A 20,883-nucleotide genomic window follows, 5' to 3' on the forward strand; every position below is an offset into this window, starting at 1 on the left:
TCATATCATAAATGATTCTTTAGCGTATCGTTTTTTATAAATATAAAATTTAGAAATACGTAAAAACACTTTTTTTTTAATCCCTACACAATATAAGGTTTTTACAAACGTTATAACAGTCTATTAATAAATGTTTTGCTTGCGAAAATCTTGTAAAATAAGGTTAAATTAGTTAGTTATGATTTTGGTTTTATGAAAAAGGCGTCTTGGAAAATCCAAAACGCCTTTTTTTTGCTCAATCAGTATTTTGAATTAATAACTCATTTCAACAATTTCTTTTACTTTCTCTAAAGTAACCTTTTGTTTTTCACCTAGACCAAGCCAACCTCTTTCTTCAAATCGATTCACAATAAAATCAGCCGTATTCGCGTACTCTTTAGTATAATCAGATAATTTAGTATCCATCCCCATAGTATGGAAAAAGGCAACCGTTTTCGCAATTGCTTCTTGTGCAACTGCCTCATCAGTTCCTTCCAAATTAAAGATACGTCTGCCGTATTGTGTTAATTTTTCTTTTTTAGATTCAAATAACGCTTGGTACAAATTAGGGCCAACAATCGCTAAAGTTCTAGCATGGTCAATTCCGTATAAAGCCGTTAATTCATGGCCGATCATGTGTGTTGCCCAGTCACTAGGAACTCCTTTTTGAATTAGTCCGTTCAATGCCATGGTACAGCTCCACATAAAATTAGATGCCAAAGCATAATCTTTTGGATTGGCTACAACTTTTGGCCCTACTTCAATTAAGGTTTGTAAAATTCCTTCGGCAATGCGATCTTGCAAATAGCCTTCGTGGGGATAAGTTAGATATTGTTCTAGTACGTGCGTATATGCATCTACTACTCCATTTTCTAATTGTCTTTTTGGCAAGGATTCAATCACCGTAGGATCACAGATTGAAAATTTAGGAAATAAGGCGCTTCCACCAAAAGCCAATTTTTCTTGAGTTTCAGCAATAGTAACCACTGCTCCAGAATTCATTTCGCTTCCTGTAGCTGGCAAAGTCAATACTGTTCCAAAAGGAATTACTTTAGAAACATCCGTTAATAGGATTCTTTTTCTCAAAATTTCAGAAGGATCGCCTTCGTATTTTACTGCTCCTGAAATGAATTTTACTCCATCAATCACAGAACCTCCACCCACAGCAAGAATGAAATCTATATTTTGTTCTTTGATAACTGAAACTGCTTTCATCAAAGTCTCATAATGAGGATTCGGCTCAATTCCGCCAAACTCAACAATTGCAAAACCTTTCAAAGCTTCAACTACTTGTTGGTGGATTCCGTTTTTAAAAATACTTCCTCCTCCGTAAGCTAATAATATTTTGGCTCCAGCAGGAACGAGTTTTGTTAATTGTTCTATTTGTCCTTTACCAAAAACATAATTGGTAGGATTGTAATATTGAAAATTTAACATCTTATTTTGTGTGATTTAATTGTTGTACTAATTTTTCCGCTACTAATTTTGATGAAGCTGGATTTTGACCTGTAATCAATAAACCATCTTCAACAGCATAGGGATGCCAATCTTCTCCTTTGGAATAAGTTGCTCCGTTCTTTTGCAATTCGTCTTCCAATAAAAAAGGAACAACGTCTGTCAATCCTACAGCTTCTTCTTCTGTATTTGAAAAACCAGTAACTTTTTTTCCTTTAACCAAAAATTCTCCGTTTACTTTTACGTTTTTCAATACCGCTGGCGAATGACATACAAAAGCCACTGGTTTATTATTTGAATAAAAATCTGCAATCAAAGCAGCTGAATTAGCATCAGTAGCTAAATCCCAAAGCGGCCCGTGTCCTCCTGGATAAAAAACAGCATCATAATCCGTTGATTTTACATCGGCTAATTTCATCGTGTTTTTCAATTTATCCAAAACTTTTTCGTCTTTGTCATAACGCTTGGTGTCCTCAGTAGCAGATGATGGATCTTCACTCTTTGGATCAATTGGCGGCTGACCCCCTTTTGGAGTTGCAATGTCAACTTGGACACCTTTATCCACTAATTCATAATAAGGAGCTGCAAATTCTTCTGTCCAAAATCCTGTTTTTTCTCCTGTGTTCCCTAAATCACTATGACTTGTCAATACAAATAATACTTTTTTCATCTTGTTTTTATCGTTTTTTTGAGCAGTTATATTTAAAGAACTGACCATGATTAATACTATAGTAACTAATTTTACTTTCTTCATGTTTTTATTTATTGATACAAATTTACGTTATTAGTGTTATTAGTTAAAATAATTTAAATTATGTTTGTGATAAGTAAATTTATATCATGGTTAATTTAGAATGGTACCGCACTTTTAAGTCTGTTTATAAGAACAAGAATTTTTCCTTAGCCGCTAAAGAACTGTTTATCAGCCAGCCAGCCGTTAGCCAACAAATAGGAATGTTGGAAGCGCATGTAGGCTACAAACTTTTTAATCGAAAATCAAAAGGGGTTGAACCAACTGAGTACGCCAACTTGCTCAATAACCTCATCATTGAAGCCCTCGACCGTTTAGAGAATGTAGAAAACGGCTTTAGAGCCAAAGCATTTAATGCCAATCGTTTGATATCTGTTGGGATTTCACAACATTTATTCAGCAACCTAGGAAGTGTTTTGATTTCAAAATTTGATTTTATAGATTTTAACTTTCAAGATGACGATACCTTATTTGAATTAGTAAATTCTAAAAAAATTGATTTTGCTATCGTTACTAAAAAACTTGATACTTATGATACTATTCAACAAGAAGTAGGCGAAATCAAACCCGTTGTAATAGGTTCTAATGATATTGACATAACCGAATTAGAATTACATCTTGCAGCAGCAGATTGGAATGCCACCGAAGCTTGGTTAAACGAGAAAAGATGGTACACCTTTGATGCTCGTATCCCACACATCAAATTATTTTGGCTGTATGTTTTTGACAAAAAAAGACCTAGTTTGATTCCTAATTATATTATCCCTTCAGAATATGAAATGATGGAAACAATTTCAAAAAACCAAGGAATAGGCATTACTTGGAATTGCAACGCCAAGTCATTTATAGAACAAAAAAAGATACAACTGTTATGGGACAGTGAAAAAATGCCCACAACAGCCGTTTATGTCATGTGTCGAAAAAATAATAATTTTGATACCATCTTAGACGAAATTACTCTCATGCTCCAAAAGGTTTTGTCTTAGTTATTTTTTATAAAAAGTATTAAAATCAATATATTCCCAAACTTTTATAGCCAAATAGCCGTTGTGTTTTTACAATAGCCTTCAAGTCATTAAACCCATCCATTTACAATAGCTTTGGACGAAAACTCTATCCAATTGCTACATTTTGATTTCTTCATTATGTTTTTTCGATGCGTATGGACAGTATGGACCGAAATCATTAAAACATCAGCCACTTTAGTACTTTTGTGACCTTCAACAGTAAGTTTTATAACTTCTTTTTCTCGTGGTGTAAATAATTCTTTCGTAGGACTTAAAAATAATTCTTCAGTCGTAACATTAATGAAAGATGGTTCGCCATTCAATCCTAGAAAAGACAAACCTGAAGGTTGATTATCCGTTTTTAAATGAGTAACATCGGTATGAATATCTAAAACCCTTATAATAGCACCTTCTTCATTACTTTGTATGGGAATACATTGCATCAAGATCCAAATATAATTTCCGTCAGTTTGTCTTATTCTGAAGTCATAACTTAACTTATAGTTTAGTACTTTTGGGGGATCTAGTTCATTAAAAAACTTTATAGCTTTGCGTTCATAGGCGACAAATCTCTGTTTATCATCAGGATGAATATTATCAAAAAAAAGTTTCAAATTGAAATCTTTCTTATCTTTTAAACCTAAAACTCTAGTGACATCACTACAAATCCACTCTACCTCGACAGTGGCAAAATTCACGATATAATAGTAAAAATCGCCGACATGAAATATGTTCTGAAGTTTTTTATATAATTCTAATTTAAAATCAGAATCCATTTCCTCCTCAGAATACTTAGCCAATTCTTGCCAAGTTTTCTTCATATCATCGTATTTTAGAAGTTCCATAGTTCTTAAATTCTGGTTACCTATTTTGAACCCTTAATACAAGGTTTTTTCAGCAACTGAAAGTAGTAACAATCTTGCTAAAAAACAAATAGATTTTCGTAAAATTAATAATTCAACAATAATATTATGTTCGTCAAAAGCTAGTTTATGAGAACAAAACTATGAATTGTAATGAACAAAAGGATTAAAGATACAAAAATCAAAAATGATACTACTTCTTATAAAAATTATTGTGGTCAATATATTCCCAAACTTTAGGAGGCAGTAATGGTTGTATGTTTTTGTTAGTTTTGATATTCTCACGAATAAAAGTGGAAGAGATTTCGACTACAGGAGCATCAATCATCTTGATTTTTGGATTGTTTTTATAATCGAATTTATCCGTTCCATTAACCACCCCGTCAGCTACTACATCTTTGGTTTCTAATCTTGGATAGACATACAGCGAATAATTTTTCAGAATTACTTCGTAGTTTTTCCATTTATGCAAGGAGTTTAAATTATCCTCCCCCATAATCAAAGCAAATTCATAATTAGCATATTTTTCCTCTAGATATGCTAAAGTGTGCGTTGTGTAATTGGGTTGTGGCAATTTGAACTCTATGTCACTAGCTTTTAGTTTTGAATAATTTTCGGTTGCCAAATGCACCATGTGCAAACGATGGTAATCATCTAGTAAGCTCGATTTTTTCTTCAACGGATTGTGTGGTGTGACCACCATCCAAACTTGATCCAAGTCAGTGTGTTCTGCAATGTGGTTTGCAATAATCAAATGTCCCACATGCATGGGATTGAATGTTCCAAAGTAAAGTCCTATTTTCATGTCTTTAGTTTTTAATAACTAGGATTAGTAATTAGTGAGCTATAATTTGGTTAATTATGGTCAGCATTCGATGGAAATTAATAATGATATTGCAATTTAATAAAAATATTAATTTTGGTGTTTTGTTCCCAATCCTTTTTTACCGTCATCTTCCATTAATAGCAAATTTGCTAAAAAAGGAAAATTAAATACTGAATTACAATTAATTTGCTACTGTTTTTTGAGAATCTGTTTATCACTTTCGCTTCTTCACTTTGAAGTAAAAGTCATTTTTCACGAACCTCAACTATTCGTTATTTTGGGTTAATATCTAAATTACTACTTCGATACAAAATCCTTTACCAATTGATAGGCTTCTTCCAAAGCGACTTCCAATTCATAGTTTTTGATCACTACATCAAATTGAGGTGCAGTTGCCAATTCTACGTGTGCTTTGGCAATACGCATATTGATTTTGTCTTCGCTTTCGGTAGAACGTTCTTTTAATCTTCTTTTTAATTCATCAACACTTGGTGGTTTTACGAAAACAGCCAAAGTCTCTTCTGGAAACTTGTGTTTGATACGCAATCCTCCGGCTACATCAATATCAAAAATCACGTTTTTGCCCAAAGCCCAAATACGTTCTACTTCACTTTTTAAAGTTCCGTAAAAATTGTCGCGGTAGACTTCTTCCCATTCTACAAAATCTTCGCCTTTGATGTGGGTTTTAAATTGGTCCAAAGACATGAAATAATAATCTTTTCCGCTTACTTCTTCCCCACGTGCTTCACGTGTGGCTGCCGAAATAGAAAATTCAAGATTCAAATCTTCTTGTTTTAATAAATGCCTTACTATAGTGGTTTTCCCAGATCCTGATGGTGCCGAGAATACGATTAATTTTCCTTTTTTCATTTTATGCTGAATTTATTTCAGTATCTTGTTTTAAATCTAAAGCACGTTTAAAACCTGCTCTTTAATTTTTTCCAATTCATCCTTCATTTGTACCACCAATTTTTGCATTTGTGCATGATTGGATTTAGAACCCATCGTATTGATTTCTCTTCCCATTTCTTGAGTGATGAATCCTAATTTTCTACCATTGGCTTCTGTACCGTTGATCGTTTCTAGGAAATAGTCCAGGTGGTTGGTCAAACGTACTTTTTCTTCGGTAATGTCTAATTTCTCTAGGTAATAAATCAGTTCTTGTTCAAAACGGTTTTCATCAACATTGACTGCTAATTCTGCAATCGCAGTTTGCAAACGGTCTTTGATGGCTTGTACTCTTTCTGGGTCTAATGCCAAAGCTTCTTCCATATACTGACGAATGTTTCCGATTCGCAATTGAAATTCTTTCTCCAAAGATTGCCCCTCGTCCCTACGGAAATTCAATATATTTTGGACAGCCTCTTCGATAACGGTTTGGATTTTTGCCCATTCGTTTACGTCGATTTCTTCTCTTTCGGTTTTCATGGTGTCTGGCATGCGTATCGCCATTTTCATCAACTCGGTTTCATCGGCTGCAGGATATACTTCGCGCAACTGACTGATGTAGGCTTTTACGATTGGCACATTTACCTTGGTCGATGTTTGCTCGGCAGTACTTTCGATAAAAATAGAGAAATCTACTTTTCCTCTTTCGAGTTTTGTAGCAAGTTGGGTGCGGAGACCTAATTCCATTTCACGATATAAAGAAGGCATTCTAGCGTTGAGATCTAGGCCTTTGCTGTTTAGGGATTTTACTTCTACGGTAACTTTTTTGGTTGGTAATTGCAAAGTAGCTTTACCAAAACCTGTCATTGATTGTATCATACTTTTTTATAAGAAAGCCCAAATATACGGAAAAAGTTTTTTGGTCGTACTGTGACATAAGGTTACGCAAAGATTCACAGAGGAAACACGGAGATACGCTGGGTATTTTTGAACATTTAAGTTTTGTTTATTGGGCTAACGCTGAATTTTTAAAACATATAAGAAATGTAAGCTCATATAAGCGTGGAAGGGAAAAACTAGAAATTCAGATTTTTGATTAACGATATTGTGTACGATAATCGTTTTCAGGTAACCAAAAAATCTGAAATCGATAATCGTTGGTCTTCAATCAAAAATATTTTTCACTAAGAGGTTTGCGTGAAGGATAGGAATAAGCTACCAAAGTAGCATGGATAGCCTGACAGCAGTAGAGAAAGGGGCTTTGTGAGCGCATGCTAGATTTAGCCCCTTTTTCTACTGCTGGCACGCCCAAATGATTTTAATTTTGGACTATACTAATCCTAATTTTTTGTGCAATTTGAGGATGTTTGGCTGGGTGTTTCCAATGAAAATTTCATCATTTATCACAAAAACGGGGCGACTCAAAAAGGTGTAATGCTCTAGGAGGTATTTTTTGTAATCGTCCTCGGTTAGGGATTTGTCTTTGAGATTTAAGGTTTTGTACAAAACGGCTTTTTTGCTAAAAAGTGCTTCATAACTTCCTGAAAGTTGATATAATTGGTCAATTTCTTCCTCAGTAAGAGGGTTTTGTTTGATGTCGTGATAGGCCAAATCAAGGTCTTTAGGTAAGGCTTTGATGATTTTTCGACAAGTGTCACAACTGGCTAAATAATATATTTTGTTCATGATATTGGAATTTCTAACTGCAAAGTAACTTTATTTAAGATGGAATTTGCGTATTTTTAGCAAAAAAAATAGATGATGGATTCAATATTTGAAGTTTTAAAAATACAACGAAATCTGGCTGTACAGTTTTTAGATCATTATACGCTGGAGCAATTAAATACAATTCCAGAGGGTTATCGCAATAATTTGATTTGGAATATCGCGCACATGGTCGTGACGCAACAATTATTGGTTTATAAATTTTCGGGCTTGCCAATGCAGGTTTCAGACGAATTGGTAGAACGTTACAAAAAAGGGACCGAAGTTACGGCTCCCGCAACCGAAACAGAGATTGCCGAAATAAAGACCTTGCTTGTCGATACGGCTGTACAAAATGAAAAGGATTTTGCCAACGGTCTATTTGTAAATTATGCGGAATATCCAACCTCAACAGGTTTTGTGATAAAAAATGTGGCTGACGCACTTAGTTTTAACGTTTTTCACGAAGGAATGCACATTGGAATTATGATGCGCTTGAGAAAGTTGGTGTAAATGAATTATAATTCTGTTTTATGGATATAAAAAATGTTGCTGGATTTCTCTAGCAACATTTTTTTGAATTCTGCCTTTCAACCTACTTACCTACTATAAATTTTAAACTTGTTTTTACACCTTGTTGATTTTTGACCGCAACAAAGTAGATCCCTGTACTTAAACGGGTTACATTTATTGGCTCATCACTTGAAACAGTGCCGCTGAACATTAACTTTCCGTTACTATCAATAATGGAATATGAGCTGTTATCTGCTATATTGGTTAACTTGATTATGCCATTGTTTTTGACAGGATTTGGATAGATTGTAGTTTGGGTTTTTAGCTGAACTTTTTCTTCAACTGATAATAAAGCCGCATCAATCGTTCCTTTGTACCAACCACTTCCCCATCCTGCTGACCACAAAATATTTTGATTGTCTGGGTCTGGTTTTACATCAACCACTCGGTCTGAATGGGCCAGCCCTTTGTTGATCTTAATCCAATTCACACCTGCATCTATTGATAGAAAAACGCCCGTGTTTTTGAAATTATCGACCATATTAGGCACTTGGGCTGCTGCCGAAATCACAATTATATTCGAATTTACTGGAGATACTTCTGTCTGCCATATGTAGGGTGATTCAAATATTCTTGTCCAATTTGCTCCGTTGTCGGCACTTTTCCAAACACCTCCTGCGCTCAAAGCACCCGATCTTGATCCCGCAGATATAAACATAAAACCTGTATTTCTATCAATAAAAAAATTATTAACTGATTTAATAGCGGACGGAATTGTCATTTGTGTCCAACTTTGACCGTTATTTATAGACTTATATAATCCCCCTGGATCTGAATTGCTAAATTGATTTACCGATGCGTAAATTGTATTTGTATTTGCTGGATCCATTGTTATCCTACGAATACTTCCTGTAGAAGCAGGCAAACCAGAATTACTTAATGTCCATGTAAAACCCGCATCTGTTGATCTATAAAAACCATAACCACCTTTTGTCAACACGCTTTCGTCTACCGAAGTACCTACTTCTGAAATTGCTCTTCTGGTTGCACAGAAATACATATTATTGGGATTGTTAGGGTCTATCAACAATGAGTTTTGAAAAGCTAAATTCTCATAACTATTATTACTAGCAGTGAATATCTGGCTAATATTTTGCCAAGTAGCCCCGCCATCTGTAGTTCTTCGTAACCAACCTCTATGGTCTTGCCTAGTAACAAGAATGTAAATTGTATTTGGATCTGTTGGGTGAGCAGCTACGGTAGCGGCCGTATGAGCGGCGACATTACCATTATAATCATGTACTTGTCCTTCAATTTGTTCGATAACGACATCATTGGCAATAGTACTTGTTGTGGTTCCTTTTGTTTGCCATAGACCATGCTCTCCGCTACAAAATAATTTTCTACCTGGTACTCCGGTTTCCACTAGCATAAATCGACCAGGAAGATTGGTATTTCCTCGTCCTATCCATTTATTGCTATTTGGTGCCGCCTCAATATCATCAGCTTGTTGCCAAGATGTTCCACTGTCATTTGAACGAAGCAATTGTTGGTCGATTCCTGTAAAAATTTCTCCATTTTTATTGATTGCTAACATCCTTGCTCCTGCAGCAGTTTCGTCACTAGCATCCATATCCTTTTGCATATGAGAATAGTCTATATTAGCACCCGTAGGATTGTTTCTTGCCTGCCAATAGCCACTGTTTGTATTGTTTTTCCAATAAATTCCTGATCTTGAACTAGCGATCCATGTTGCTCCGCCATCAACTGTTTTCCAAACATCACCAGGTCCAAAACTGAAATCATGTCTCTTGTTATGCAAAATATAGATTTCATTCTTGTTTGTTGGATTAACAACTATCCTATTAAAGGTTTGCAACGCTTGTGTAGGATAGGACGTATAAGTTGCTTGCGAAACAGATTTAGATATCCCCAACCAATTCGCTACTGTACGATGGTAACTATCTCTTGACGAATAATCTGTAACCGATTGCATATTGAGTCCCAAATTACCTGTGATACTTTGCCATGAAAGGCCGCTATCGGTACTTTTATAGATTCCGCCAGTGCTATTGATTGTATTTCCGCTTGGAGTATAAACCGTTTGTTCTACAGCATATAAAATAAATTCACCAGAAGTGGCATTGTAATACGACGTTAAATCACGTGGTCTATTGTTTGGTAATCCTGTCGCACTTGAACTCCAAGTCACACCCAAATTTGTACTTCTGTACATTCCTTGAGCGGTAGCCATGATAACAATATTTGGATTGTTTCTATCAAATAGAATCCTACCCACATCTAGATCTGCATCTAAACCGGTAGCCACTTTTGTCCAGCTCACCCCTTTGTTGGTTGTTTTCCAGACATAACCATAGTTGGACCTTGATATCATTTGTCCTTGCGGTTGGGCCAAAGTTCTATGAACATCTTTTACATTCCAAAAATCACCAGCACCCAAAAACCAAATGTTATCATTGGTAGGATGTATAGCCAACTTAGAGTGGCATTTTCCCATTGTTGCCAATTCTGTCCAATTTCGTCCTCTATCGGTAGTGGTATAGATTTTTCCGCTGGAAATACTTCCACTTTGATCATTTGCAAAGGCAACACCATAATCAGCATCCTGCAAAGAGAACTGTATATCAATTACCCTACGCATGTCGAGTCCGTTGCCATCACTATCTTTTAAAGTAGACCATGATTGTCCGTTGTCCCAGGTACCAAATGCAGCATGCATGTCTGCACCGCTAAACATCACATTTGCATCTGTGGGGTGACACCAAAACTCTTCACAGTAGCCAGAAGTACCTGGCGAAATATTCACCCATTGCACCAAAGGAGATGACTGAATCTTTTGAGTTTGCAATTGATTAAAACTGATAAATGAACCTTGAGCAAAAGATAAATGCGTTGTTATAGTAAGTAAAAAAGGTACAATAGAAGGTAAAATTCTTTTCATAAATATTTTATTTTAAATGCAAAGACCAAAATTAACCAAACAATTTCCCTTTATAATTTCAAACAGTTTTTATTCTATCACAAATGATTTATTAATGAACAATTAACCCGATTTACAAGTCTTTACACAAATAACAGACTCATATTTCGCTAATTATCTATAAAATGAAATACTGTTATTAATTGCTAATGTACCAAAGCCAGTTTGAAACAAGAATTACAGTCAATTACAAATAAAGAGAACTTTCTTATTCAAAAAAAACCGCCACAAAAAATAAACACACCCAGCATTAAAAAACATAATATACTGATTTAGATATTATTATAAATTATATTAATTTTTTTTTACGATGCATAACAATACTATTTCACAACATAGTATACACTTCCTCAAGTCAATGTAATACCACGCAATGTTACTTTTCTAATTCTAAATAAAAAGAACCATGCCGAATTTTACTCCCATCATTCACGTACATCCGTCAATTAAGCCATACGGAAATAGGTTTTACCCGAATAACAATTTCAAAGACCTTTTGAGTCCTTCTTGCATTTGGTACAAAGACCGCCCTACCGTAGTAGATAAATTACCAGAAAATGCCGTTGGTGTTGGCAGGTATAGTCAAAGTGATTTTAGCACGATTACCGAAGGTTTCTAAAGCATTATTTGCTTATCGCAATACCCGATTGAAAAGGATTTTTTTTTAAATAAAAGGATCAAAATCTAAAATTCTCGGGAAATTTTTGAGTTTTATGAGTTTGTTGAGCAAGCAAAGGGTGGATTATGTTTTAAGTTCCAAATACAACTACTTTGAAGACCTGAATAAAGAATATGAATACTTAAAAATACTTAATGGCTGTTCGCCAAACGGTAGCAGCAAGACCTATGGTCTTATAGGTTCTAGAGCGGACTTAATTTCGACCACAAATTTATATGTTATCTTGACTACTGAAGGCACTCACGTTTTTTGTTATAGCACAGACACTCGAAATCCCAACAACTGGAAAAACCTAGCGCAAAATGTTGCTAAAGTAAAAACTAGGATACTCAGCCTTTTTCTATAACTCTTGCTAATCACTTTTATGATGATTTATATACGCATGCTCAAATTTTATATGATGCTTCGGCAAAATTATTAAATCAGGAATAGGCCATGCGCAATGACGGATTTACGCATGAGGATACCGAAATTCCGATTAGTGCTTTGGGTGAAGAATTAATCGAATAATTGCAACAAACCAATAATTGCATACGGATTCATATTAATGTCAAACACATCTCTAAAGAATATAGAACTACTTAATCCTTTGTACAAGTAATTGCGTCCAAAAATTACTTCTAAATAATGTCTTAAATAAAGCTTGTTTTGGTGATGATATGTTATTTTTGTTTAACTTTGCTTAACAATGATTAAACAAAAATATTTTTATTTAATCATTCGAAAAGAAAGCAAACTATTAATAAAAGCTCTTGTGGTTTCTAAATCGTTTGGTATTGTAAATTAAAATAATAGTCATGAAAAATAAAATACCTGATAATGTTGTCTTTTCCAATGAGGAAGGATTTAATGCCAACCTATTGCCTTACGGAACAAATGTAGGTGCACCAGTAATTAGAGTGGACGATGTGGTTTCATGGAAAAGTAGAGGAATTAGCACCGTAAACAAGGAGTTTGAAACTAAGTTTATGGAACTAAAATTACAATATCAAAATCTAATACAAGAATTCGAATGGAATGAATTAGTGTACAATGCTAAGTTTTCATTTGAACCTATTGTTGGCGAAATCTATCATATGTATAGAGATGTAAATGGTGGAAACTTCCTTTCATTGATCGCCCCACAAGAATGGAATAAAGAACACATTGGCACTTTTAAATTAAATAGTGATAAAAAATGGATACTGCTTCATCAATAAGCTTTTTAGAAATGTATTCAATTGAAATATAGCAAGAACACAAACTTTGAAACAATAAATTTTTTAAAAAACATGAGTAAAAAAACAATTATTTGTAGTGATGAACTTGATGTATTAGAAAAGCAACAACGTGTAAATTTAATCAATAGTTTAGGTGGTTTTAAAAGTGTGGCTTTAGTGGGAACAGCAGATTCAAATGGAAATACTAATGCAGCCATTTTTAGCTCTTTTTTTCATATTGGCGCGAATCCACCACTAATCGGAATGATTTTTCGACCAAGTCCGCCAGAACGAGATACGATGCGAAATATCATAGAAACAGGATTTTACACCATCAATCATATTAACGAAAGCATTTATAAACAAGCACACCAAACATCCGCAAGGTATGATGCAGACGTATCTGAATTTGATGCAACGGGCTTAACTCCCGAATATAAAAATAATTTTTTCGCCCCTTTTGTAGCCGAAAGTAACGTCCAATTAGGAATTGAATATAAAGATAAAATTGAGATAGCGATCAACAATACAACCATTATTATTGGGGAAATTATTCAAATACATATCCCTGAAGATTGTTTGCTTGAAGATGGATTTGTCAACTTAGAAAAAGCAAATACAATTACAACCTCTGGGCTAGATAGTTATCACAAAACCACTCAACTGGATCGATTAAGCTATGCAAAACCCAATAAAGAAGTAACCTCCATAATTCAAAATTGAATAAAAAAGCTATAAATATTGTTTGGTTCAAACGTGATTTACGTTTTATAGATCACGAACCAATTTTTATGGCACAAAAAGAAAATATCCCAACACTCTTGGTCTACTTTTTTGAACCTTCGGTAATGAATTATGATGATTCTGATAGTCGTCATTGGCGCTTTATCTATGAATCATTACAGGAAATGCAATCAAAATTACAATCAATTGCGGCCGAAATTTATTATTTTCACAGTGAAGTAGAGTCCGTTTTTGAACAGTTACTCCAAGTGTATGAGGTAAAAACGGTTTTTTCACATCAAGAAATTGGTAACAAAATCACTTTCGATAGAGACAATACGATGCAATCTTTTTTTGACGAAAGGAATATATCTTGGAAACAATCTCAAATGCATGGAGTCATTCGTAAATTAAAATCCAGAAGCGATTGGGAAAAACGTTGGGAAAAGGTCATGCGCGACATCCCAAAAACAATGGATTTTCAGACATTAAAAGTACAACTTTTAGCGCCTGATTTTTACAAACATTTAAAAGGGAAAGCCCTTTCAACATTAATTACAACCCGCAATAAAAATTTTCAACAAGGGGGCGAATATTGGGCTTGGCGGTACTTGGATAGTTTTGTAAAAGAGCGTTATGTCAATTATAGCAAACACATTTCCAAACCCAGTTTAAGTCGAAAGGGCTGTAGCCGTTTGTCGCCTTATTTAGCCTATGGGAATATTAGCATGCGCATGGTGTATCAATATACCAACCAGCATTATGAAAATTCAACTAACAAAAGAGCCATTCTGAATTTTGTTTCCAGATTGCATTGGCATTGCCATTTCATTCAAAAGTTTGAAGACGAATGCCGCATGGAATTCGAAAATGTAAACAAAGCTTATGATGCACTTGTGAAGCCAAAAAATGAAACCTACATAAAAGCTTGGCAAGAAGGAAAAACAGGAGTGCCAATTGTTGATGCTTGCATGCGGTGCTTAGTGCAAACCGGTTATATTAATTTTAGAATGCGCGCTATGGTAGTTTCCTTTTTTACGTTCAATTTGTGGCAAGATTGGCGCGAATTACATTTTTTGGCGCGACAATTTTTAGATTATGAACCTGGAATTCATTATCCGCAATTGCAAATGCAATCAGGAACAACAGGCATTAATACGATTCGGATTTACAGTCCCATTAAGAACTCGGAAGATCACGATTCAGAGGGTGTTTTTATAAAAAAATGGTTGCCCGAATTGGCTGAAATTCCAGTCACATTACTTCATGAACCATGGAAGTTAAATCCAATAGAACAACAATTTTACCAGTGCGAAATAGGGAAAGACTATCCTTTTCCAATTGTAGACATTGAAGAAACTAGAAAAAAAGCCAGCGCTATTGTGTGGAGTTTTAGAAAGAATAACGATGTGAAGGAAGAAGGCAAACGCATATTGAAAAAACATATAAATAATTCGAAAACTAAACCAATAAAAAAGAAAGCCAAATGAGTATTTTTTTAAAAGCCAACTGGGAAAATATTGTGATGGCAAATTATGAAATAGCACCAGATATTTTGTCCAAATATATACCACAAGGTGTTACACTAGATCTGTATGATGGCAAAGCTTACATAAGTTTAGTGGGGTTTATGTTTAAAAATACTAAAATATTTAATGTTCCCATATACAAGTTTGGCACTTTCGAGGAAATTAATTTACGCTTTTATGTATCCAGAAAAGTGGGTAATATAACTAAAAGAGGCGTTGTATTTATTAATGAAACCGTTCCATATAAAGCCGTAGCATGGTTAGCAAATGCATTGTATAAAGAACATTACACAACGATTCCAACAAAACACCACTGGGATTTTTCCAAGAAAAATAAGGAAATAAAATACGAATGGTTGGTGGATAAAAAATGGAATAGTATCGTATTATCTGCTTGTAAAGAAAAAAAAGCTATGACAAAAAACAGTTTTGAAAGCTTCATTTTTGAACATTATTATGGATACACAAAATATAGTGAGACCAGTACCGAAGAATATCAAATTGCGCATCCAAGCTGGTTAGTTAATGAAATTTTAGACTATAAAATTGATTGCCATTTTGAAAAAATGTACGGTAAGGGTTTTGCCGTTTTAGATAAAACAAAACCTACGTCAGTATTTTTAGCTGAAGGTTCTACTGTAGAAATCAATTGGAAAAGAACTAAAATTTAAACTAATGAAAGGCGTAAAAAAGCAAAACCTCCCCACCAAAATTTGTGTAGTCTGTCAAAGACCATTTGCTTGGCGCAAAAAGTGGAGTACCATTTGGGACGAAGTAAAATATTGCAGTGATAAATGCAGAAGCAACAAATAACATGAATAAAACGATACGACTCATTCTTGGGGATCAATTAAATAGCCATCATACTTGGTTTAAAACTGTGGATAATTCAGTGGTTTATGTCATGATGGAAATACGCTCCGAAACCGATTATGCCACACATCATATTCAAAAAATAGTTGGTTTTTTTGCAGCAATGCAATCTTTCTGTGCGGAATTAAAATCTAAAAATCATCAAGTACTTTATATTCATTTGAATGATGAAACCAACTTGCATTCTTTTGAGAAAAACATTCAAAACTTAGTTTCGATTCACAATTTCACTCATTTTGAATACCAGTTGCCTGATGAATATCGTGTGGATTTGGATTTAAAAAATCTTTGTCAATCCCTTTCGATTACAAATTCGGTTGTTGATTCGGAGCATTTTTTTACTACTCGAGAGGAATTAGGTCTTTTTTTCGAAGGAAAGAAAACCTTTGTAATGGAAAGTTTTTATCGCATGCTTCGAAAAAAACACACCGTTTTGATGGACGGCAATAATCCGTTAACGGGGAAATGGAATTACGATGGTGAAAACCGTAAAAAATTACCCAAAAATCACAAAGCAACCTGGCCTTTAGTTTTCGCTAATGATGTTACTGAGATTTATAATCAAATTCAGTTAACAACTATTAAAACCATCGGAACTATTGACGCAAAAGCTTTTGTTTGGCCAATTAATAGAATACAGTCATTGCGATTATTAGATTTTTTTCTTGCAGAATGTTTGCCATTATTTGGGAGCTACCAAGATACGATGTCACCAAATGAATGGTCATTGTATCATTCTAGAATATCCTTTTCTATGAATTTAAAAATGATTTCACCACAAGAAGTTATTGACAAAGCCATACAAGAATGGGGGAAAAGACCAGAGGAAATAGCGTACAATCAATTAGAAGGTTTTGTACGTCAGATAATTGGTTGGCGTGAGTACATGCGGGGTATTTATTGGCTCAAAATGCCCGAATATGGCACTATGAACTTCTTTAACAATCAAGAAAAACTACCCGATTGGTTTTGGACCGGAAACACCAAAATGAATTGTTTAAAAGATGCCATAACCCAATCATTAAATTACGCATATGCACATCACATTCAACGGTTAATGATTACTGGCAATTTTGCGCTCTTAGCCGGAATTCATCCTGACGAATTAGACGCTTGGTATTTAGGAATTTATATTGATGCCATTGAATGGGTGGAAATCACCAATACTCGAGGTATGAGTCAGTTTGCTGATGGCGGAATTGTAGGCACAAAACCGTATGTAAGTTCGGCTTCTTACATTGATAAAATGAGTCATTATTGTGGCAGTTGCTTTTATAAAAAAGAACTAAAAACGGGTAAAAAAGCATGTCCTTTTAATAGTTTATATTGGAATTTTTATGACCGAAATGAAGCTAAGTTGAGTGAAAATCCAAGAATCGGAATGATGTATAGTGCCTGGAAAAAGATGAAACCAGAAGTAAAAGTTGCCTTATTAGAACAAGCTGATTATTATTTGAAAAATATCAATGAATTATGAAAACAGCAATCGTTTGGTTTAAAACAGATTTACGATTACACGATAATGAAACACTCATAAAAGCAATTGCGCAAAGTGAGACCATTATTCCTGTCTATTGTTTTGATGAATCCCATTATAAAACAACTGATTTTGGGTTCAAAAAAACAGGCAGTTTTAGAGCACCATTTTTATTGGAATCTCTTAGAGATTTAGATTTAAATTTACGCGCTATTGGATCAGGACTTCTTATCCTGAAAGGAAAACCAGAGGAAGAAATCCCTAAACTTGTTCAGCAATACAGAGCTACTAAAGTTTTTGCAAAACGAGAAGTTTCTTATGAAGAAAAACAAAGCGAAGCATTAGTGCAAGCGGCACTTTTTAAAGTAAGATGTGAACTTGAAACCTTTAGCACAAGTACTTTGTATCATGCTGAAGATTTACCTTTTTCAATTAAAGACATTCCAGATATGTTTACCAATTTTAGAAAAAAAACAGAGAAAGATGCGGTAATTAGAACAGCATTTGTAGCGCCCACGCAAATCACATCTCCTGAAATAAAACCAATCGATTTACCTTTATTGAAAGATTTAGAGGTGCTTTCTGTGTCAATGGATAAGCGATCAGCAATCCAATTCAAAGGAGGTGAATCTGAGGCTATAAAACGATTGAACTATTATTTTTTTGAATCCAAAAGCATATCCAATTATAAAGAAACCAGAAACGGATTAGTTGGTTTAGATTACTCATCAAAATTTTCTGCGTGGTTGGCCATGGGCTGTATTTCACCACGATTTATTTATCAAGAATTAACAAAATATGAACTGGAATTTGGTGCAAATGAGTCCACGTATTGGTTGGTTTTTGAACTATTATGGCGCGATTACTTTAGGTTTATGATGAAAAAGTATAAAATCAAATTCTTTCAAAAATCAGGAATTCAGGGTAAAGGATCACAAATAAATGAACCTAATAAGCAACAGCTTCAAGATTGGATTGACGGTAAAACTGGAGTCGCTTTTGTAGATGCTAATATGATTGAATTGAAATTAACTGGATTCATGAGCAACCGAGGGCGTCAAATTGTCGCCAGTTATTTATGCAATGATTTAAAGCTGGATTGGCGTTTGGGTGCCGCTTATTTTGAACAACAGTTGATTGATTATGATGTGTGCAGCAACTGGGGAAATTGGGCGTATCTAGCAGGAGTAGGAAACGATCCAAGAGGCAATCGTCATTTCAATATTGAAAAACAAGCGACTGATTATGATAAAAAACAAATCTTTAGAAATTTGTGGCTCAATTCATAAGTAAGAATTTTAACCTTATAAAGGCATTGCACTCTTGATAAGCTCCGTATGTGATTATTATTATTTTTAATAATTTATCTCAGAACTAAAATAAGAAAGCCATTCAATTTCTCGAATGGCTAAAATATATATATTTTGACAATTTAATTATCCTTGTAAAAAAAATCGTGAATTTTTATAATTTCACCTCGCCCAATCTGTACTAAATTTTTTGTTTCTTTAATAAAAACACCTAAAGACTTCTCGTTATAAATAAATTTCATTTCAGGCGAATAGTCAGTTACCAAATACATGTCACCAGCTAATTTAAAGAAAGGGATTACTAATTTACTTTTTACCTTAACTCCATTGTTTACAATCTTCCCATCTATTAAAGTTTCCTTTATAAAATTTTTATCCTTTTTAGCTGAAGAAACTTGTACATATGACGTCATCATATTTGTCCATTCTTTGGTATCAACCAAAAACCATTTTACTTTATCGAAATTTATGCCATATTCACTTATCCAGCCATGACTTGTAAAACCAAACAACACCTGTTTTTTCCCATCAAGGACAGGAGAATCACCTTCTTTGAATTCTTGTATTTTAAAAGATATTACTGAGGTAGCAGACATATCACTTAGCTTCTTACCATTAAAATCAAGCGTTTCTAGAGAGAAACTTGTTAATTCAGGATGATTTGATAAAACCCATTCAGTAGCTGTCAACTCAGCTTGCTCCTTCATTTGCTCAACAGCTGCGAGTCCTGCCCCAATAGCAAGTAGACCACCTGCAACTGCAGCGAGTCCTAATCCATTATTTTGAGCTTTTAACCCTTTTGGAATTAAACATATTGTAAAAATGAGCAGATATAAAACTACTTTTCTCAAGTACAGCTTTTTTACGTTTTCTTTCATTATAGATAAATTTTAAAATTTTAATAAAAACACCATTTACAGTCTTCGCAAAGAAACAACTCCAGTAAGCTGGACACAATACCCACTTTTAGTGATATTCTGAAAAAATAATCTTAGAAAAACACTAAACCCACCGCACAAAAAAAGCCACTCAATTTCTTGAATGGCTTTCTTATTTTGTAGTCTCTCTTGAGCTCGAAGCAACCCCGATAGCTATCGGAATGATTAACAGTCTGAATATTTTTGTTGTAGTTTTTCAATCATTTCAGGATATAACTTTAAATTTCGAATATAAACCTGACTTTTCATTGATTTAATATGTTTTTCAATTTCTAGACCTTGAGATTTTGATATACATTCAATTGTTAAGAATACAGTCCAATCATTTGCATTATGAGTAAACTTTCTGTTTTCAGCATTTTGATGAAATAGCAATCTTTCATTTAGATTTTCAGTAAATCCAATATAAAACTTACCTAGTTTTTCCGAAAAAAGCATGTAGACTATATTCATAAATATCTTTTTATAAATACAAAAAGCCCGACATCACTGTCAGGCTTTTCAAATTTGCTCCCTCTCTTGGGCTCGAACCAAGGACCCTCTGATTAACAGTCAGATGCTCTAACCAACTGAGCTAAGAAGGAAACTATATAATATGCAACATTGGAGATATAAATCTCCGTTTATTTTAAAAACAAAAAATCCAGTTTTACAAGTGAATTTTTTTAACAACTCCCTCTCTTGAACTCAAACCAATCCCGATAGCTATCGGGACTCAGAATTATCAGTCAGATGCTCTAACCAACTGAGCTAAGAAGGAAACTATATAATATGCAACATTGGAGATATAAATCTCCGTTTATTTTAAAAACAAAAAATCCAGTTTTACAAGTGAATTTTTTTAACAACTCCCTCTCTTGAACTCAAACCAATCCCGATAGCTATCGGGACTCAGAATTATCAGTCAGATGCTCTAACCAACTGAGCTAAGAAGGAAACTATATAATGTACAACAATGGAGATATACGTCTCCGTTTAATTTAAAAAACAAAAAATCCAGTTTTACAACTGGATTTTTTTAGTAGCTCCCTCTCTTGGGCTCGAACCAAGGACCCTCTGATTAACAGTCAGATGCTCTAACCAACTGAGCTAAGAAGGAAACTGTATATTGTATTGCGTACAGGTATATTTATGTGCTTAGTAAGAACGTTGTATTTGTTTGTCTAAG

At 34.3% G+C, this 20,883-nt stretch carries 21 protein-coding genes and 4 tRNA genes; 11 read left to right on the top strand and 14 right to left on the bottom strand.

Translation table 11 applies throughout. The features are described 5' to 3' along the window. Positions 1 to 252: 252 nt before the first annotated feature. Positions 253 to 1,416: an iron-containing alcohol dehydrogenase gene (locus ABZP37_RS03210; protein ID WP_366185569.1), complete on the bottom strand. Its 1,164-nt coding sequence runs from the start codon at positions 1,414 to 1,416 to the stop codon at positions 253 to 255. A gap of 1 nt (position 1,417) precedes the next feature. Next, on the bottom strand, positions 1,418 to 2,188 hold the full coding sequence (locus ABZP37_RS03215) for a type 1 glutamine amidotransferase domain-containing protein (protein ID WP_366185570.1): 771 nt from the start codon (positions 2,186 to 2,188) through the stop codon (positions 1,418 to 1,420). An 86-nt stretch (positions 2,189 to 2,274) separates the two neighbouring features. Here ABZP37_RS03215 and ABZP37_RS03220 point away from each other — a divergent pair, with 86 nt between their 5' ends. Then, on the top strand, positions 2,275 to 3,171 hold the full coding sequence (locus tag ABZP37_RS03220; protein ID WP_366185571.1) for a LysR family transcriptional regulator: 897 nt from the start codon (positions 2,275 to 2,277) through the stop codon (positions 3,169 to 3,171). 89 nt (positions 3,172 to 3,260) lie between these two features. Here ABZP37_RS03220 and ABZP37_RS03225 read toward each other — a convergent pair whose 3' ends face one another. The 5 genes from ABZP37_RS03225 to ABZP37_RS03245 form a co-directional block, all read right to left on the bottom strand. After that, positions 3,261 to 4,013 (bottom strand): LuxR C-terminal-related transcriptional regulator, encoded by a 753-nt coding sequence (locus tag ABZP37_RS03225; protein ID WP_366185572.1) that lies wholly within the window; start codon positions 4,011 to 4,013, stop codon positions 3,261 to 3,263. Positions 4,014 to 4,248: 235 nt separating this feature from the next. Beyond that, positions 4,249 to 4,860: a nicotinate (nicotinamide) nucleotide adenylyltransferase gene (gene nadD / locus ABZP37_RS03230; RefSeq protein ID WP_366185573.1), complete on the bottom strand. Its 612-nt coding sequence runs from the start codon at positions 4,858 to 4,860 to the stop codon at positions 4,249 to 4,251. Positions 4,861 to 5,178: 318 nt separating this feature from the next. Then, positions 5,179 to 5,751 (bottom strand): guanylate kinase, encoded by a 573-nt coding sequence (gmk, locus tag ABZP37_RS03235; protein WP_366185575.1) that lies wholly within the window; start codon positions 5,749 to 5,751, stop codon positions 5,179 to 5,181. A 36-nt stretch (positions 5,752 to 5,787) separates the two neighbouring features. Continuing rightward, positions 5,788 to 6,648 (bottom strand): YicC/YloC family endoribonuclease, encoded by an 861-nt coding sequence (locus ABZP37_RS03240; RefSeq protein ID WP_366185577.1) that lies wholly within the window; start codon positions 6,646 to 6,648, stop codon positions 5,788 to 5,790. Between the two features lie 450 nt (positions 6,649 to 7,098). Beyond that, positions 7,099 to 7,455, bottom strand: coding sequence for an ArsC/Spx/MgsR family protein (locus ABZP37_RS03245; RefSeq protein ID WP_366185579.1), 357 nt, complete (start codon positions 7,453 to 7,455; stop codon positions 7,099 to 7,101). Positions 7,456 to 7,527: 72 nt separating this feature from the next. Here ABZP37_RS03245 and ABZP37_RS03250 point away from each other — a divergent pair, with 72 nt between their 5' ends. Continuing rightward, positions 7,528 to 7,986: a DinB family protein gene (locus ABZP37_RS03250; RefSeq protein WP_366185581.1), complete on the top strand. Its 459-nt coding sequence runs from the start codon at positions 7,528 to 7,530 to the stop codon at positions 7,984 to 7,986. A gap of 82 nt (positions 7,987 to 8,068) precedes the next feature. Here the strand turns inward: ABZP37_RS03250 and ABZP37_RS03255 are convergent, their stop codons facing one another. After that, a complete protein-coding gene (locus tag ABZP37_RS03255) occupies positions 8,069 to 10,948 on the bottom strand; it encodes a T9SS type A sorting domain-containing protein (protein ID WP_366185583.1) in 2,880 nt (959 codons plus the stop codon). Positions 10,949 to 11,393: 445 nt separating this feature from the next. On the opposite strand from ABZP37_RS03255, the gene ABZP37_RS03260 reads away from it, so the two are divergent. The 9 genes from ABZP37_RS03260 to ABZP37_RS03300 all read left to right on the top strand — a co-directional run bounded on the left by ABZP37_RS03260 (position 11,394) and on the right by ABZP37_RS03300 (position 18,756). Further along, the gene (locus ABZP37_RS03260) at positions 11,394 to 11,606 is read left to right on the top strand and encodes a hypothetical protein (protein WP_366185585.1); all 213 of its coding nucleotides are present in this window, start codon (positions 11,394 to 11,396) and stop codon (positions 11,604 to 11,606) included. Positions 11,607 to 11,700: 94 nt separating this feature from the next. Continuing rightward, positions 11,701 to 12,012, top strand: coding sequence for a hypothetical protein (locus ABZP37_RS03265; protein ID WP_366185586.1), 312 nt, complete (start codon positions 11,701 to 11,703; stop codon positions 12,010 to 12,012). Between the two features lie 451 nt (positions 12,013 to 12,463). Then, positions 12,464 to 12,865 carry a DUF2452 domain-containing protein gene (locus tag ABZP37_RS03270; protein ID WP_366185588.1) on the top strand — a complete coding sequence of 134 codons (402 nt, stop codon included), beginning with the start codon at positions 12,464 to 12,466 and terminating at the stop codon, positions 12,863 to 12,865. 72 nt (positions 12,866 to 12,937) lie between these two features. Then, on the top strand, positions 12,938 to 13,588 hold the full coding sequence (locus ABZP37_RS03275) for a flavin reductase (protein ID WP_366185590.1): 651 nt from the start codon (positions 12,938 to 12,940) through the stop codon (positions 13,586 to 13,588). Next, positions 13,585 to 15,078, top strand: a complete 1,494-nt coding sequence (locus ABZP37_RS03280) for a deoxyribodipyrimidine photo-lyase (RefSeq protein ID WP_366185591.1) — start codon at positions 13,585 to 13,587, stop codon at positions 15,076 to 15,078. The genes ABZP37_RS03275 and ABZP37_RS03280 overlap by 4 nt, the downstream gene beginning before the upstream one ends. Further along, positions 15,075 to 15,788, top strand: coding sequence for a DUF2071 domain-containing protein (locus ABZP37_RS03285; protein WP_366185593.1), 714 nt, complete (start codon positions 15,075 to 15,077; stop codon positions 15,786 to 15,788). The genes ABZP37_RS03280 and ABZP37_RS03285 overlap by 4 nt, the downstream gene beginning before the upstream one ends. Positions 15,789 to 15,792: 4 nt before the next feature. Next, complete coding sequence (locus ABZP37_RS03290) at positions 15,793 to 15,930, top strand: DUF2256 domain-containing protein (RefSeq protein WP_366185594.1); 138 nt, start codon at positions 15,793 to 15,795, stop codon at positions 15,928 to 15,930. Between the two features lies 1 nt (position 15,931). Further along, positions 15,932 to 17,467 (top strand): cryptochrome/photolyase family protein, encoded by a 1,536-nt coding sequence (locus ABZP37_RS03295; protein ID WP_366185595.1) that lies wholly within the window; start codon positions 15,932 to 15,934, stop codon positions 17,465 to 17,467. Continuing rightward, positions 17,464 to 18,756 carry a DASH family cryptochrome gene (locus ABZP37_RS03300; protein ID WP_366185596.1) on the top strand — a complete coding sequence of 431 codons (1,293 nt, stop codon included), beginning with the start codon at positions 17,464 to 17,466 and terminating at the stop codon, positions 18,754 to 18,756. The genes ABZP37_RS03295 and ABZP37_RS03300 overlap by 4 nt, the downstream gene beginning before the upstream one ends. Positions 18,757 to 18,899: 143 nt before the next feature. Here the strand turns inward: ABZP37_RS03300 and ABZP37_RS03305 are convergent, their stop codons facing one another. The 6 genes from ABZP37_RS03305 to ABZP37_RS03330 all read right to left on the bottom strand — a co-directional run bounded on the left by ABZP37_RS03305 (position 18,900) and on the right by ABZP37_RS03330 (position 20,814). Further along, on the bottom strand, positions 18,900 to 19,655 hold the full coding sequence (locus tag ABZP37_RS03305; RefSeq protein ID WP_366185597.1) for a hypothetical protein: 756 nt from the start codon (positions 19,653 to 19,655) through the stop codon (positions 18,900 to 18,902). A gap of 225 nt (positions 19,656 to 19,880) precedes the next feature. After that, positions 19,881 to 20,168 carry a GIY-YIG nuclease family protein gene (locus ABZP37_RS03310; RefSeq protein WP_366185599.1) on the bottom strand — a complete coding sequence of 96 codons (288 nt, stop codon included), beginning with the start codon at positions 20,166 to 20,168 and terminating at the stop codon, positions 19,881 to 19,883. 57 nt (positions 20,169 to 20,225) lie between these two features. Next, positions 20,226 to 20,299 (bottom strand) — tRNA-Asn (locus ABZP37_RS03315). 88 nt (positions 20,300 to 20,387) lie between these two features. Then, positions 20,388 to 20,475, bottom strand: a tRNA-Ile gene (locus ABZP37_RS03320). A gap of 88 nt (positions 20,476 to 20,563) precedes the next feature. Next, positions 20,564 to 20,651 (bottom strand) — tRNA-Ile (locus ABZP37_RS03325). A gap of 89 nt (positions 20,652 to 20,740) precedes the next feature. Next, a tRNA-Asn gene (locus ABZP37_RS03330) sits at positions 20,741 to 20,814 on the bottom strand. Positions 20,815 to 20,883 lie beyond the last annotated feature (69 nt).

This window comes from Flavobacterium ovatum (genome assembly GCF_040703125.1).
GTDB classification, from domain to species: Bacteria; Bacteroidota; Bacteroidia; order Flavobacteriales; family Flavobacteriaceae; genus Flavobacterium; species Flavobacterium ovatum.